Raw genomic sequence first — 14,700 nt, forward strand, 5'->3', positions numbered from 1 at the left:
CAAATAAACAATTAAATTTATGCCTGCAGTTACAGGGACTGATTTTTACGGTTGGTACCATATGCGTAGCTTTGATCATTGGTCTGCCGCTCGGCTATGCACTTTTTTCCTATGCAAAACATAATGGAATATTTGGAATGAATATCTATCATGTTCCAATCGTACCAATTTTTATTATGATTTTTTTGGTCGGTCTGTTGCAGATTGTACTTTCCTGCGTTTTAAGCAGTAATCTGAAAAAGGAAACGCTGGTAGAAAGAATAAGGTATCAGGGATAGCAAGTAATATGTAATGAACTAGGTCTTAACGAAGAGGAGAAATAGATAACTTCCATTTTGTATGTATGATAAATCTAAACAGTATTTTAGCAACATTTCCTACTGGTTAATTAAATTGAATAGAAATTAAACACTGTTCAATTGAGCAATCTATGTGAATCTGATATGCTGAGTATACAAAAGCTTTTGAATTTTTTAGGAGATGAAGCAAATGGATATAGGCGTTGTTATAAAAAAATATAGAAAAGAAGCTGGTATGACGCAGGAGGAGATGGCAAACAGATTAGGCGTGACGACACCGGCTGTAAACAAATGGGAGAATAGTAATTCCAAGCCGGATATTGAACTGCTGGCACCAATTGCAAGACTGCTTGATATTTCACTTGATACATTACTTTCTTTTCATGAAAAACTTTCAGATACTGAAATCGAAGAAATTATCAGGAAGATGGACAGGATGTTTTCAGAAGAAGGCTATGAAAAGACTTATGAATGGGCATTGAGACTTATAAAGGAATATCCGAATTGTAACATGCTTATCTGGCAGACCGCGGTAATGCTTGATGCAAGAAGAATAACGGATAAATGCACGAATCAGGAAAAATATGATAAGCAGATTAACGCATGGTATGAGCTGGCACTACATGATGAGAATGAAGAGATACAGCATCATGCAGCAGATTCCTTATTTGGATTTTATTTACATTACACCAAGGCAGAAAAATATCTGGACTATTTTTCAGAATACGATCCTATGAAAAGTTATTATCAGGGAAGATTACTCCAGAAGCAGGGAAAAATCAAAGAAGCATATGAAAAATATGAAAATATTATTTTTTCCGGCTTTAGTACACTTAATTTTGTTCTTTCCACAATGGCGGGACTGGCATTGCGGGAAAATGATATCGGTTATGCGAGATTTTTGTCAGGGAAGGTACAGGCAGTTGCACATACATTGGAAATGGGAAAATATAATGAGTATTCGCCAATGCTTGATATTGTATGTGCAGGGAAAGATGTAGAGGGAACATATAAGGTGGTAAAACATCTTCTTGATAATGTGGGTACTATGTATGATTTTAGAAAGTCCGGTTTATATAAGCATATGAAGTTCAGAGATATTGATGAAGCTATATTAGATGGTGTAAAAGAAAAACTTCTTGAAGGATTCAGAAATGAGGAAGAATTCGGCTACATGGCAGGATATGAACCGTGGGAGAAATTAATTTTTGACAGATAAGTTTTTTGAAAACTGTCGTTTGGTAAAATCTATTCCATTTTTAAAAGTCTTGCGATAAAATATGTTCTGTGAGACGGTGTGCCTGTTGACGAGGAAGAAATAGTAAAGAGAATATAGGAATGAGAAGGAATCGAGAGATCGGTTCCTTTTTTATGCTTAGAATTAATTGATGACAAAATCAAATTGACATATAGAAGCTTGATTGATATGATATAGACAAAATGAAAATGGCATATTGGAGGAACATTAAGATGGATAAAGTTATAAATATTGAAGAGGCATTAAAAAGAATTGAGGAGTTGGAAAAAGAGAATGCAAAACTTCGGGAGGAATTGGAGTATTACAGAAATCGTAAGTTAAGCGGTCGTCAGAAACATAACGCCAAGTGGATGGCAATTTATAATGATTTTGTTGTTGGGTATGAGAGCGGCATGACAATGGTAGAAATTGCGAAGAGGAACAATGTCAGTGAGAGGACGATTTATAGGTATAAAGCGTATTATGACAAAATAAAGAGAAAAGAGGAATAGACCATATTGCTGATGTCAGCAATATGTTATATGAGAGTTGCGGACGATTTTTTTGACCGCAAAATGGATGGAGGAGTTCTATGGCAGAAGATAAAAAGAAAGAAGAAATTGCTGTGATTGATATTACAGAAGAATATTTGAAAGAAAGAATTTATGAAATTCGAGGACAAAGAGTAATCTTAGATGCCGATCTTTCTGAAATATATGGTTATACTACAAAAGCATTTAATCAACAAGTAAAAAATAATATTGAGAAATTTGATGAAGATTTTATGTTTGAACTTACGGATGACGAGGTGGAAAATTTGCGGTCAAATTTTTTGACCGCAAATCTTAACAGTAAGAGCAGATATAATCCTCATGTATTTACAGAGCAAGGATTATATATGCTGATGACTGTTTTGAAAGGACCGTTGGCTGTTAAGCAGAGCAAGGCATTAATAAGAACCTTTAAGAAAATGAAAGATTACATATTAGAAAATCGTGATTTAATAGGTCAGCGGGAAATACTTCAGTTAAGCATGGAAACTGCTAACAACAGAATAGAAATTAACAAAATCAACTCAGATATGATATCTCTTGAAAAGCAGATTTCAGATGTTGCAGAAGGCTTGAAGGATGTTGTGACAAAATCTGAGTTGGCTGATATGATGAACAGCTTTGTTTCAGATGATGATGAAAAGTGGCTCATGTTTAATGCAAAATTTAGTAGTGCAGATGAGGTATATGAGTCCATTTATAAGCAGGCAAAGTCGTCAATATATGTCGTTGACAATTATATTGGATTAAGAACGCTGGTACATCTTAAAAATTCTCCTACAGGAGTAAATATTATTTTATTCAGTGATAATGTTGGAAATAATAAACTTCACAACATAGAATTTGCAGATTTCTGCAAGGAGTACCCAACAGTAAATTTGTCAATGAAAAAGACAGGCGGTATATTTCATGATCGATTTATCGTATTGGATTATGGAACTGCTGATGAAAGGGTTTTCTTATGTGGTGCTTCATCAAAAGATGCAGGCGCTAGAATAACCAGTATTGTTGAAGACTATGGAGTATCTAAATATACCCCGGTTATTGCCACACTGTTGAAAAATCCAACTTTGAATTTACCACAGTAGGTGGAAAGAGAGTAATTTTCACTTTTACAGAGACAATCCAATATCCCATATGATAAAATAAAAAACAGAAGAAAATAATATTCATCCCAAATGGATATTGGAAAGCAAAAAGGATATAAAAGACCTATGACATTAAAGAAAACAATAGAACAACATAAATACACCATATTGTTTTGTCTCATATTAGTATTTGGTTCTATATTGCGGCTGGCGCAGTTAGGAAAGGTTCCGGGCGGTTACCAGATGGACGAGGCTTATGGGGCTTTTAATGCGTATTCACTGTTTCACAGTGGGATCGATTCCACAGGACACTCCTATCCTGTGTATTTCGAGTCCTGGGGAGGCGGGCAGAATGCACTGAACTCGTATCTCATGCTTCCTTTTATGGTGTTCACCGGAGGTAAAATCACTCCACTGGTAGTAAGACTACCGCAGGCCATTGTAGCAATTTTATCTCTGGTGGCGGTTTCTTTTCTGATGAAAGAGATGGTGAATGAAGCGGCCGGACTGTGGGCCATGCTTCTTCTCAGTGTATGTCCCTGGCATATTATGATGTCAAGATGGGGGCTGGAGTCCAATCTGGCACCCGGGTTCCTGCTTTTTGGACTGACCTTTTTTGTTTATGGCCTGAAAAAACCGAGATTACTTATTCTGTCGGCACTTTCCTACGGTTTGAGCCTGTATTGTTATGCGACCATCTGGCCTATTGTTCCACTCCTTCTGTTGTTGGAATGGGGATACGGATTTCTTACAAAGACTTTGAAGATCGACAAATATTTCGTGATCCATGTGGTGATCATTGGATTACTGGCACTTCCGTTGCTGGCGTTTTTACTGGTAAACAGAGGAATCCTCCCAGAGTTCTCCATAGGCCCTTTTTCGGTCTATGTAATGACGGATTTCAGAGTGAATGAAATAGCATCCTCTTTCCGTGATATTTTATACAATTTCAAAAATCTGCTGTATCTTCTGTATCGGCAGGATATCGGTCGTCCCTACGATGTGATCATGCCGTTTGGATTTTTCGGAATCACAGCCAGAGTACTGATCTTTCTGGGAGTTTTTTTACTGGTGATCCGCCTGATCCTAGCCTTACAGAAGAGACAGACAACATTATTATGGATGATATTCTTTCAACTGACCGGCGCATTGCTGCTGGGATTACTGGTTACCGTGGGAATGACCCAGATCAACTGCATCTATATTCCTCTTGTTCTGTGCGGAGCATTGTGCGTGTCTTCTTTGACAGATTTTCTGGGGAAAAAAGTGAATTTCTATGGAAAAATTGCAGTAAGCATTCTTTTGGCAGCACTTCTGCTGGGGGAAAATGTACAATTTGAAAAGGCATATTTTACTTCTTATAAAGAGCTGGTCAGTGCCTATTTTCAGGAAGGCAGCGAGGAAGCTGTACAGAAAGCCATGGAGATTGCGGCGGAAAGCGGTCGTGAGATCGAGATCGAAGATGCCATCAAATATCCCAGTGTTTTGCTCTACGGAGAGATTGACGCTGCAGAATACCTTGCCAACAGGAACTTAAGCGATGTACCTCCCAAGCCGAAGGATTTTCTGGGAAAAGGAATCCGCTTCACCATGGGAATCGACTGGGAGCACATCGACAGAAATAAGATATATATCATTTACTATACAGATGCGGAAAAATTCGATGGATTCGCTCTCCTGCCCTGCCGGGACTGGTATGTGGCGTATTAAAATGAAAATAAAAAAGCCCTCACATATCATAAAAGGTGGGGGCTTTCGCGTGTCAAAAATTATGTTTCATTTACGCACTCAGATCCAGATTCCGTCCAATCAGCATGGCGGCATCGGCAGATTTTTTGTTCTGCTGGTAAGGATTGCTCTCGTCACGGTAACTGATCTTGGTCGTGGTGGTGCCGCCGGCGGTGTAGACGGTGCCGCATTCGGGACATACCGCGGTTCGCAGGGACACTGTGGCGGAGAGAACCTTGCCGTTGTTCTGTGCGGCCTTGTTGTAAGCGTTCGTTACATGCTCCTGTTCGTGGGCACGAACTCTGGAGGAGGAAGCCTGTGGTGAAATATGAGATGCAGATTTGAAGGAGACCATTTCGTTGGAACCATCCTGATATTTCCGGTTCTTGCAGGTTTCGCATTCTGCGGGAGAAGACTTTCTGCCAGGCTTTTCTACATCGGATTTTCCGGGATTTACCACCATACCCTTCTCTTCGGGCTGTGCGGAAGATACCGCACCGGTAGAATAAGCGTATCCGTAATTGCCGGTCAGACTATAATTATTAGAATAATTGATTCCGTAAATACCTGTCATGGGACTTCTCCTTTCTACTACAATATATTTATGGTTAATATCCCTTACAGCCAGTAAGGAATTATCCATCTTGTTGCTTAAGCTGTTAGAATGTAGGTAGCAATTGGATATCTTCTCCTTTCTTGGACTTCGCGTCCGTAACACAGACTGATAACCAGCTCCTCATTCGCAGCGTTCGTTTTATGCAGGTTGAATCACCTCAGGTGCATTCGTGTCACACCACAGTAGATTGAATAGGCAATGAGTAAAACTGGTACTTATCCATTGCAATAATCTTAAGGAGTGACAAATTTATGAACGCAGTAGGTATCGATGTTTCAAAAGGTAAAAGTATGGTTGCTATTATGCGGCCTTTTGGCGAAATTGTTTCCACACCCTTTGAAATTAAACACACATCCAGTGACATCAATTCGCTTGTAAAACTTATCAAGTCTATCGAAGGTGAGTCCCGAATTGTAATGGAGCATACCGGACGCTATTACGAAGTCCTTGCCCATCAACTTTCCGAAGCAAATCTTTTCGTTAGTGCCATTAACCCAAAGCTTATCAAGGATTTTGATAACGATTCCCTTCGTAAAGTCAAAACAGATAAAGCTGACTCTGTTAAAATTGCCCGATATGCACTTGACAAGTGGCAAAATCTGAAACAGTATAGCGTTATGGATGAATTACGCAATCAACTCAAAACCATGAACCGTCAGTTTGGCTTTTACATGAAGCACAAGACGGCTATGAAGAATAACCTTATCGGCATCCTTGACCAAACCTATCCTGGTGTTAATACTTATTTTGACAGTCCTGCACGTAGTGACGGCAGCCAGAAATGGGTCGATTTTGCATCTACATACTGGCATGTAGACTGTGTCCGTAAAATGTCCATAAACGCTTTTATTGATCACTATGAAAACTGGTGCAAACGCAAGAAGTACAACTTCAGCAAGTCAAAAGCTGAAGAAATCTATGGAAAAGCAAAGGAGCTTGTTCCTGTACTTCCTAAGGATGACATTACAAAGCTTATTATCAAGCAGGCAGTTGACCAACTTAACAGTGCTTCTATTACTGTTGAGTCGCTACGCACTCTCATGAACGAAACTGCATCCAAGCTTCCGGAGTATCCCGTTGTTATGGCAATGAAAGGGGTTGGAACGTCACTCGGTCCTCAACTGATGGCTGAGATTGGTGATGTTTCCCGTTTCACTCACAAGGGTGCCATTACTGCTTTTGCCGGTGTAGACCCTGGTGTTAACGAATCCGGCTCTTATGAACAGAAAAGTGTTCCAACTTCAAAACGAGGTTCTTCTGACCTCAGGAAAACACTATTTCAGGTAATGGATGTCTTAATCAAAACACATCCACAAGATGATCCTGTGTATCAGTTCTTAGACAAAAAACGGGCTCAAAAGAAACCGTATTATGTCTATATGACTGCCGGTGCTAACAAGTTTCTACGCATCTACTATGGACGAGTGAAAGAATATCTTGCATCTCTTCCAGAATCTTAATTATCTACTATACCTTTCAGACCAGCACTGGTGTGGTGGTCTTGTTTTGATGTCTAATTTTCAACCTGTATAAAATTTTCAAAGTTCTTTCATTTTAGCCTTGACTTTTTATTTGCAGGCTGCGTAATGTTTTGCTACTCTTCTATTTGCCCTCATTGTAGCACCTGTATCCGGTGAGGGCAAGTTAAGATTGCTGAAAAATCTGCTCTACTTCGGAAATTACCGAAGTCGTTCCCAAGATTACAATGGGATCCGGACAAGAACCGGCCAGAGTCAGTGCCTGTTTCACGGAATCTGTCCATATTGTGCCAATATCTTCTTCTGCCAATGTCTCCTGCTGTTTTTGGGAAAAATGATAATGCGGATTCCCAGATCTGGTGAGGATAATCCGGTTTGCCATACCTTTCATGGATCTGACCACACCGGCATAATCCTTATCCTCCGGAATTCCCACAATAACAGTGCAATTCCAACCCCCCAGATGTCGCAGGACTTCCTTTACATTCTCACAGCTGGTGGCATTGATACAGGCATCCAGCAGAACAAACGGCTTGGAACGCAGGACTTCCATGCGTCCCGGCCAGTGTAGCAGAGACAGATTTTTCCGGATGTCTGGCAAAGAAAAAACTGCGGATTCCCTGCGCAGATCAGACAGCACATCCACACACACAGCAAGTGCCAGAGCACAGTTTTTCGCCTGATGTTCTCCCAGCAACGGAATTTGTAAATCCGCATAAATGTTGTCTCCGATTTCAACATCAAACTGCATTCCGAAGCAGGTATAACGGATGTTTTCCGCATGAAAATCCCGACCGTAGATCTTATAGGGAATATGCAGAGTTTCGGCACGGCGCTGCAGAATTTCCAGAACTTCCGGTTCCTGCTCCGCAAAATAGACACACTTCTGCTCTCCGGTGATAACGTGGGATTTATCTTCCGCAATGGCAGTCAGCGTATCACCCAGTTCCCTCGTATGCTCCAGAAAAATCCGGTTGATCACGGCATAATCGTGACGTACATTATTTACATCATCGTATTTTGCACCTTTACCGCATTCCAGTACATTGAAATCCGTATGTTTTTCCGAAAAATAAGCCAGTGCCAGATCGGCCTGGATTCCCATGGGACTGATACATACTGACTCCGGCAGATCAGAGGCAATATTCAGAATCTCTGGCTGGATCTCTGTCATCAGACGGCAGAAGTCAGATTCACTGATCATCGTATCATTGACACGGAAGCGTTCGCGAAAGTCCGTGATATGAGGGCTGGTCATCAGTCCCACAGAGAATCTTGTCTGCAGGATTCGGGAGATCATGTTGGAAACGGAGCCTTTTCCCTTGCTTCCGGTGACAACGATGCAGGGAGTAACGGATTTTTGCCAAAGCAGGGATCTGGTCAGTTCCGGGTGTCGTTTTCTGGCGTCCTTTGCAGCATAATCCTGATGTGAGGCAGCTCGCAGATAAGAGGCATAGACAAAGTCTTCCGCCTCCTTACGCGTAGTGATTTTATGAAATTGCAGTGATGTTTCGGAAGTGTTATTCATATAAATACCTTTTTGTAGCCTGCAATTTTCCAGATACTTTAGTATCATGTATTTTCGTACACTGTGCAGGCACATATTTGCGCATGAAAAAACTATTTTTTACACTAAGTCTTTTATGTAAAGTCAGATTGTATCGTCTCAATAATTTTTCCCGCAACATTTATGCCGGAAGCCTTTTCAATACCTTCCAGTCCCGGCATGACATTGATTTCGCAAAAATAAGGTTTTTCTCTGCCAAAAAGCAGATCAATTCCCAGAAAATCCAGTCCGGTCTGCTCGTAAATATCTGCGGCTATGGTACGGATGCCGGAAGTGACAGGGTAAGGCTCTACCGAAGCGCCCAGAGCTACATTTGCACGGAAATCCCCCTGGGATATGCGCTGCATACAGGCAACGGCTTCTCCGCGGATGCTGTAAAAGCGCAGATCTCTGCCGTAGCTTTCTGAGATAAATTCTTCGAAGAGCCATTCCTTGGAGGAAGGGTAGTTAAGAGAGAGTTCCTCATAAGAAGCTTTATCCCGGATGCAGACGATTTCTTCTCCCATGGAGCTTTCCAGTCCTTTACCGACAAAGGGAAGGCCCAGTTGTTCTACAATAGAAGAAAAAGGCAACCGTGAAGTTCCCAGAAGATATTTTGGGATCAAAAAGGCTTTGGAATGAAGCCTTCGTACCTGTTCAAATTTATTAATATAGATATTATAAGCAGTTAATGGATTATAGCTTCGGGTGGCAAGTGCATTTATAGCATCCTTTTCCCGTCCCCATTTATAGCGGTTGATGACAAAATCCACGGGTTCCAGTATTTTACCATGATTTATAACACCATGCGGAGAGACCACAGTATCATGGATCCCTACAATCTGCAGATCCATATCCAGGGCAGAAGCTTCCTGTACCAGGCGGTTGCAGGTATAAGCGTTAGTCATAGTATTATATTTTTCTATGATATATCCTCTGATAGGCATAAGGCACCTCGTGATTTCAGTATTCTCATGGTTAACATAGCAAAATGTTGTCAAAATAGCAAGAAATATAGTTCTTCTATTGAAAAAGGACTAATATCCTGCGTATAATAAAAGACATAAGAGCATAAAAGTGGGATGATAATTCCACGATATGCGAATATTGGGTAGAATTGTGGTAGTGCGTAGCACGAAGCAATTCGTAGGTATCAAAGTCGGGGGCTTTTGACCCCGACATCATTAAAATATATTAAGAAGAAACAAAAGAGGAGACATACAATGAAATTACTCGAAGAGCGCATTCGCAAAGACGGTACGGTAAAAGCAGGGAATGTATTAAAAGTAGATTCTTTTCTGAATCATCAGATGGACATTGATCTGTTCAATGAAATGGGAAAAGAGTGGGCGCATCTGTTTGCAGACCGTAAGATTACGAAGATTCTGACTGTGGAGGCTTCCGGTATCGGTATCGCCTGTGTGGCAGCCCAGCATTTTCATGTGCCTGTGGTATTTGCAAAAAAGTCCCAGTCCGTAAATATTGACGGTGAAGTATATTCCACCAAGATCGAATCCTTTACGCACAAGAGAGTATATGACGTGATCGTTTCCAAAAAATTCCTGCATCCGGAAGATCATATTCTGATCATTGATGATTTTCTGGCCAACGGATGCGCACTGGAGGGTCTGATCGACATTGTCAATAAAGCGGGAGCTTCTGTAGAGGGTGTCGGCATTGCCGTTGAGAAGGGATTCCAGAAGGGCGGCGACCTGATCCGTTCCAAGGGTATCCGTGTAGAGTCGCTCGCTATTGTGGAAAGCATGGATGACAAGACCGGAGAGATCACATTTCGATCTTAAGAGTTAGATAAGTTAGATAACTATTCAGAACCACATTCGCAAACGAGTTAATAAAAATTTAATACTTCTCTTGACAAGAAGTCAGACAAATGCTTATACTGACTAATGTTGAGAGAGTACAATAAAGGGGTTGTATGAAGGTGTCATACACCCTTTTTGCGTTGACTCACCGGTTTATCTGCAGATCTGTGCCCGCGCTGCTACATGGATCTGTAACGAAGCAGCAGCGCAGAAAGAGGAGAATTATGAAAAAGAAAGTCGTAAGTTTACTCGCAGCTATGGCTCTCGCAGTTACTGCTCTGGCAGGCTGCGGATCCAATGATGCAGCTACCACCGGCACAGATGCAGCAACCGTTGCAGCTACCACCGAGGCAGCAGGTACTACCGAAGCAGCAGGTACTACCGAAGCAGCAACCGACAGTGAAGCTGTTACCGGTGTAAAGGCAGGTTTCATTTTCCTGCATGATGAGAACTCTACTTATGATCTGAACTTCCTGAATGCAGCAAAAGCAGCTTGTGAGAAGCTTGGTATTGAGTACATGACCAAGACCAACATTCCTGAAGGACAGGAAGCTTATGAAGCAGCTTGTGAGCTTGCTGATGCAGGTTGTAATTTCATTTTCGCAGACAGCTTCGGACATGAGGACTACATCATCGAGGCCGCTAAGGAATATCCCGATGTTCAGTTCAGCCATGCAACCGGAACCAAGGCTCATACAGAAGGCCTTGATAACTTCCACAATGCATTTGCTTCCATCTATGATGGCCGTTATCTTGCAGGTATCGTTGCAGGTATGAAGCTGAATGAGATGATCGCTAACGGTGATATCACCGAGGATCAGGCTAAGATGGGTTATGTAGGTGCTTATACCTATGCTGAAGTTATGTCCGGTTATACCTCTTTCTTCCTGGGCGCTCGTTCCGTATGCCCCAGCGCTACCATGGATGTAACCTTTACCGGTTCCTGGTATGATGAGACCGCTGAGAAGGAAGCAGCTAACAAGCTGATCGAGGGCGGATGTGTACTGATCAGCCAGCATGCAGACTCCATGGGTGCTCCTACCGCATGTGAGACCGCAGGCGTTCCCAACGTATCTTACAACGGAAGCACTGAGGCAGCCTGCCCCAATACCTTCCTGGTATCTTCCAGAGTTAACTGGGAGCCTTACTTTGAGTATGCTATTAAATGTGTAGCAGATGGAACTCCTATCGATACCGATTGGTGTGGTACTCTGGAGACCGGCTCTGTAGAGCTGAGCGATCTTGGTGCTGCTGTAGCAGATGGTACCGCAGAAGCAGTAGAAGCTGCAAAGGCTGATCTGATCGCAGGCAAGGCTCATGTATATGATATCACCACCTTTACTGTAGACGGTAAGACCCTGGACAGCTATGAAGCTGATATTGATACTGATCCTGATTATACTCCCGACCATGAGGTAGTAAGTGACGGATACTTCCATGAGTCCGATGTTGCATTCCGTTCCGCTCCTTACTTCAATGTAAGAATTGATGGAATCAACCTGTTGGATGAGCAGTATTAATTGACTTATTGAAATAGCCCGGACGGCGCAGCGTTTATTGCCGCGCCGCCCTTTTTCTACCTTATGGATCTTTTGCTTTTGCGGATGGATGAGGTAGAAAAGGGGCGGCCAGTGTGCTTATGCCAGGTATTAAAAGACCTGAAAATTGCAGGTCATGGATAAATTGGAAAGGTGACTAGGATGGAAAAAGAGACAAAAGTAGCTGCGGTTTCGATGAAAAACATTACCAAGACTTTTGGATCCGTGATTGCCAATGATAAGGTAAATCTGGATATCTATAAGGGTGAGATATTATCACTGCTTGGGGAAAACGGCAGCGGTAAGACGACACTGATGAATATGCTCTCCGGTATTTATTTTCCGGATGAGGGACAGATCTTTATTAACGGTAAGGAAGAGGTCATCAAATCCCCCAAGGATGCGTTACGGCTGGGAATCGGTATGGTGCATCAGCATTTTAAGCTGATCGATGTACTTTCCGCTACCGAGAATATCATCCTGGGTCTGGAAGGCAGGCTTAATATCAAGGAGGCATCCCGTAAAATAGAGGAGATCTGTGACAAATACGGTTTTGAAGTAGATCCGAAGCAGAAAATCTATGATATGACGGTATCCCAGAAGCAGACCGTGGAGATTGTAAAGGTGCTGTATCGTGGTGCGGATATCCTGATCCTGGATGAGCCTACCGCTGTACTGACACCGCAGGAGACAGAGAAGCTCTTTAACGTTCTCCGGAAAATGAGAGATGACGGCAAGGCTATTGTCATTATTACCCATAAAATGCATGAAGTGGAATCTCTGTCCGACAGGGTGGCTGTGCTTCGTAACGGTCAGTATATTGGAAGCATGCTGACAAAGGATACCACCGTTACGGAAATGACCAATATGATGGTGGGACATGCGGTTACTTTGAATATTGTCAGACCGGAACCTGTGAATCCGAAGCCCCGTATCGAAGTACAGGGACTGACCGTACGTAACGAAGAAGGTATCGTTAAGCTGAAGGACGTCTCCTTTACCGCCAATAGTGGTGAGATCCTGGGAATCGCCGGTATCTCCGGCTGTGGACAGAAGGAGCTTTTGGAAGCCATTGCAGGTCTGCAGGTAACAGAAGCCGGCACAATCAGCTATGTGGAAGATGATGGAAGTAAGGAAATGCTGATCGGCAAGGATCCGTTGAAGATCGCAGAGATGGGTGTATCGCTTTCTTTTGTACCGGAGGATCGTCTTGGCATGGGCCTGGTAGGCAATATGGATCTGACCGATAATATGATGTTACGTTCCTTCCGACAGGGACATACACCGTTTACGAACCGAAAGCCTTCCAAACAGCTTGCAACTGATGTGGTAGAAAATCTGGAGGTTGTAACCCCGGGTATCACCACTCCGGTACGCAGATTGTCCGGTGGTAATGTACAGAAGGTTCTCGTTGGAAGAGAGATTGCGTCTGCACCTACCGTACTGTTGACGGCTTATGTGGTACGTGGACTGGATATTAATTCTTCGTATACTATATATGACCTGATCAATGAACAGAAGAAAAAGGGCGTTGCCGTAATCTTCGTCGGTGAGGATCTGGATGTGCTGATGGAGTTGTCCGACCGTATCATGGTGCTGTGCGGCGGAGAAGTCAGCGGTATCCTCGATGCGAGAAAGACAGATAAAAATGAGGTCGGTATGCTGATGACCAGAGTAGGAGGCAAAGAACATGAAGGAGAAGAATAAAGAGCCTTTGTTTCATATCGTAAAAAGAGATGCTCTCCCCTGGTATAAATCTCTGGGTATCCGTTTCGTAGCGATTCTGTTGGCGTTGATCCTGTGCGGTATCATTACGACGATCACCACGGGAATCAATCCTTTACAGGTATATCAGTCTATTATTCTGGGAGCTTTCGGATCCGTCCGTAAGACCTGGGTTACTTTTCAGAATATTGCGATCCTGTTGTTGATTGCATTGGCACTGACTCCGGCATTCAAGATGAAATTCTGGAATATCGGCGGTGAGGGACAGGTCTTGATCGGGGGTCTGGCATCCGCAGCCTGCATGATCTGCCTGGGGGACAAGCTTCCGGGTGCAGTTGTGATCCTGTGCATGATCGTGGCCAGCCTGGCAGCAGGAGCCATCTGGGGCTTCATTCCTGCATTTTTCAAGGCAAAATGGAATACCAATGAGACACTGTCTACACTGATGATGAACTACATAGCTACCCAGCTTGTGGCATTCTATACCATTGTATGGGAGGTTCCCAAGGGATCCGGTAAGATCGGTATCATCAACCAGAATACCAACGTGGGCTGGCTGCCGCAGATCTTCGGTTCCAAATATCTGTTAAGTATTGTAGTGGCAGTAGTGATTACGATTTTCATGTATGTATATCTCAACTATAGCAAGCAGGGATATGAGATCTCCGTTGTGGGTGAGAGTGAAAATACCGCAAAATATGTGGGTATCAAGGTAGAAAAGGTAATCATCCGTACTATGCTTCTGTCCGGTGCGCTGTGCGGACTGGTAGGTTTGCTTCTGGTAGGCGGTATCAACCATACTGTTACCACCACCATTGCAGGTGGACAGGGATTTACTGCTGTACTGGTATCCTGGATGTCCAAGTTCAATCCTCTGACCATGGTGTTTTCCAGCTTCCTGATCATTTTCATGGATCGTGGTGCCAGTGAGATCTCTACCAATTTTGGACTGAATCATTCCTACTCCGATATTCTGACAGGTATTATCCTGTTCTTTATTATCGGCTGTGAGTTCTTCATTACCTATCGCCTGCAGTTCCGTAAAAAGGCAGAAAAGGAGGAACAGTAATT

12 protein-coding genes and 1 pseudogene are annotated in these 14,700 nt (G+C 42.7%); 10 read left to right on the forward strand and 3 right to left on the reverse strand.

From position 1 onward, the window contains the following. The 5 genes and pseudogenes from ACLTOH_RS05755 to ACLTOH_RS05775 form a co-directional block, all read left to right on the forward strand. Window positions 1–278 (forward strand): annotated as a pseudogene (locus ACLTOH_RS05755) (ABC transporter permease); the annotation flags it as partial. A 211-nt stretch (window positions 279–489) separates the two neighbouring features. After that, window positions 490–1,518: a helix-turn-helix domain-containing protein gene (locus tag ACLTOH_RS05760; protein WP_412223596.1), complete on the forward strand. Its 1,029-nt coding sequence runs from the start codon at window positions 490–492 to the stop codon at window positions 1,516–1,518. A gap of 251 nt (window positions 1,519–1,769) precedes the next feature. Then, window positions 1,770–2,048: a helix-turn-helix domain-containing protein gene (locus tag ACLTOH_RS05765; RefSeq protein ID WP_412223598.1), complete on the forward strand. Its 279-nt coding sequence runs from the start codon at window positions 1,770–1,772 to the stop codon at window positions 2,046–2,048. 80 nt (window positions 2,049–2,128) lie between these two features. After that, on the forward strand, window positions 2,129–3,175 hold the full coding sequence (locus ACLTOH_RS05770) for an ORF6N domain-containing protein (protein WP_412223599.1): 1,047 nt from the start codon (window positions 2,129–2,131) through the stop codon (window positions 3,173–3,175). A 126-nt stretch (window positions 3,176–3,301) separates the two neighbouring features. Beyond that, window positions 3,302–4,885 (forward strand): ArnT family glycosyltransferase, encoded by a 1,584-nt coding sequence (locus tag ACLTOH_RS05775; protein ID WP_022313320.1) that lies wholly within the window; start codon window positions 3,302–3,304, stop codon window positions 4,883–4,885. Window positions 4,886–4,955: 70 nt separating this feature from the next. Here ACLTOH_RS05775 and ACLTOH_RS05780 read toward each other — a convergent pair whose 3' ends face one another. Then, window positions 4,956–5,477: a hypothetical protein gene (locus tag ACLTOH_RS05780; protein WP_022313319.1), complete on the reverse strand. Its 522-nt coding sequence runs from the start codon at window positions 5,475–5,477 to the stop codon at window positions 4,956–4,958. 293 nt (window positions 5,478–5,770) lie between these two features. On the opposite strand from ACLTOH_RS05780, the gene ACLTOH_RS05785 reads away from it, so the two are divergent. Continuing rightward, a complete protein-coding gene (locus tag ACLTOH_RS05785) occupies window positions 5,771–6,979 on the forward strand; it encodes an IS110 family transposase (protein ID WP_015568727.1) in 1,209 nt (402 codons plus the stop codon). Between the two features lie 184 nt (window positions 6,980–7,163). Here ACLTOH_RS05785 and ACLTOH_RS05790 read toward each other — a convergent pair whose 3' ends face one another. Continuing rightward, window positions 7,164–8,525, reverse strand: a complete 1,362-nt coding sequence (locus ACLTOH_RS05790; RefSeq protein WP_412223600.1) for a bifunctional folylpolyglutamate synthase/dihydrofolate synthase — start codon at window positions 8,523–8,525, stop codon at window positions 7,164–7,166. A 113-nt stretch (window positions 8,526–8,638) separates the two neighbouring features. Next, window positions 8,639–9,490: an ATP-grasp domain-containing protein gene (locus ACLTOH_RS05795; protein ID WP_022313317.1), complete on the reverse strand. Its 852-nt coding sequence runs from the start codon at window positions 9,488–9,490 to the stop codon at window positions 8,639–8,641. 276 nt (window positions 9,491–9,766) lie between these two features. Here ACLTOH_RS05795 and ACLTOH_RS05800 point away from each other — a divergent pair, with 276 nt between their 5' ends. From ACLTOH_RS05800 to ACLTOH_RS05815, 4 genes are all read left to right on the forward strand, one after another. Continuing rightward, window positions 9,767–10,345 (forward strand): xanthine phosphoribosyltransferase, encoded by a 579-nt coding sequence (locus ACLTOH_RS05800; protein ID WP_117465164.1) that lies wholly within the window; start codon window positions 9,767–9,769, stop codon window positions 10,343–10,345. A 245-nt stretch (window positions 10,346–10,590) separates the two neighbouring features. After that, complete coding sequence (locus ACLTOH_RS05805; protein WP_412223602.1) at window positions 10,591–11,886, forward strand: BMP family ABC transporter substrate-binding protein; 1,296 nt, start codon at window positions 10,591–10,593, stop codon at window positions 11,884–11,886. A gap of 180 nt (window positions 11,887–12,066) precedes the next feature. Next, window positions 12,067–13,611: an ABC transporter ATP-binding protein gene (locus ACLTOH_RS05810; RefSeq protein WP_262594942.1), complete on the forward strand. Its 1,545-nt coding sequence runs from the start codon at window positions 12,067–12,069 to the stop codon at window positions 13,609–13,611. Beyond that, the gene (locus tag ACLTOH_RS05815) at window positions 13,595–14,698 is read left to right on the forward strand and encodes an ABC transporter permease (RefSeq protein ID WP_117465166.1); all 1,104 of its coding nucleotides are present in this window, start codon (window positions 13,595–13,597) and stop codon (window positions 14,696–14,698) included. The genes ACLTOH_RS05810 and ACLTOH_RS05815 overlap by 17 nt, the downstream gene beginning before the upstream one ends. Window positions 14,699–14,700 lie beyond the last annotated feature (2 nt).

It is taken from the genome of Waltera sp. (assembly GCF_046969025.1).
In the GTDB taxonomy this organism is placed as follows: domain Bacteria; phylum Bacillota; class Clostridia; order Lachnospirales; family Lachnospiraceae; genus Acetatifactor; species Acetatifactor acetigignens.

What these genes read in the sequence shown, in the direction of transcription:
- ACLTOH_RS05815 (WP_117465166.1), top strand. Translation starts at nt 13,595, where the DNA reads ATGAAGGAGAAGAATAAAGAGCCTTTGTTTCATATCGTAAAAAGAGAT.
- ACLTOH_RS05770 (WP_412223599.1), top strand. Translation starts at nt 2,129, where the DNA reads ATGGCAGAAGATAAAAAGAAAGAAGAAATTGCTGTGATTGATATTACA.
- ACLTOH_RS05805 (WP_412223602.1), top strand. Translation starts at nt 10,591, where the DNA reads ATGAAAAAGAAAGTCGTAAGTTTACTCGCAGCTATGGCTCTCGCAGTT.
- ACLTOH_RS05785 (WP_015568727.1), top strand. Translation starts at nt 5,771, where the DNA reads ATGAACGCAGTAGGTATCGATGTTTCAAAAGGTAAAAGTATGGTTGCT.
- ACLTOH_RS05810 (WP_262594942.1), top strand. Translation starts at nt 12,067, where the DNA reads ATGGAAAAAGAGACAAAAGTAGCTGCGGTTTCGATGAAAAACATTACC.
- ACLTOH_RS05775 (WP_022313320.1), top strand. Translation starts at nt 3,302, where the DNA reads ATGACATTAAAGAAAACAATAGAACAACATAAATACACCATATTGTTT.
- ACLTOH_RS05790 (WP_412223600.1), bottom strand. Translation starts at nt 8,525, where the DNA reads ATGAATAACACTTCCGAAACATCACTGCAATTTCATAAAATCACTACG.
- ACLTOH_RS05760 (WP_412223596.1), top strand. Translation starts at nt 490, where the DNA reads ATGGATATAGGCGTTGTTATAAAAAAATATAGAAAAGAAGCTGGTATG.
- ACLTOH_RS05780 (WP_022313319.1), bottom strand. Translation starts at nt 5,477, where the DNA reads ATGACAGGTATTTACGGAATCAATTATTCTAATAATTATAGTCTGACC.
- ACLTOH_RS05765 (WP_412223598.1), top strand. Translation starts at nt 1,770, where the DNA reads ATGGATAAAGTTATAAATATTGAAGAGGCATTAAAAAGAATTGAGGAG.
- ACLTOH_RS05795 (WP_022313317.1), bottom strand. Translation starts at nt 9,490, where the DNA reads ATGCCTATCAGAGGATATATCATAGAAAAATATAATACTATGACTAAC.
- ACLTOH_RS05800 (WP_117465164.1), top strand. Translation starts at nt 9,767, where the DNA reads ATGAAATTACTCGAAGAGCGCATTCGCAAAGACGGTACGGTAAAAGCA.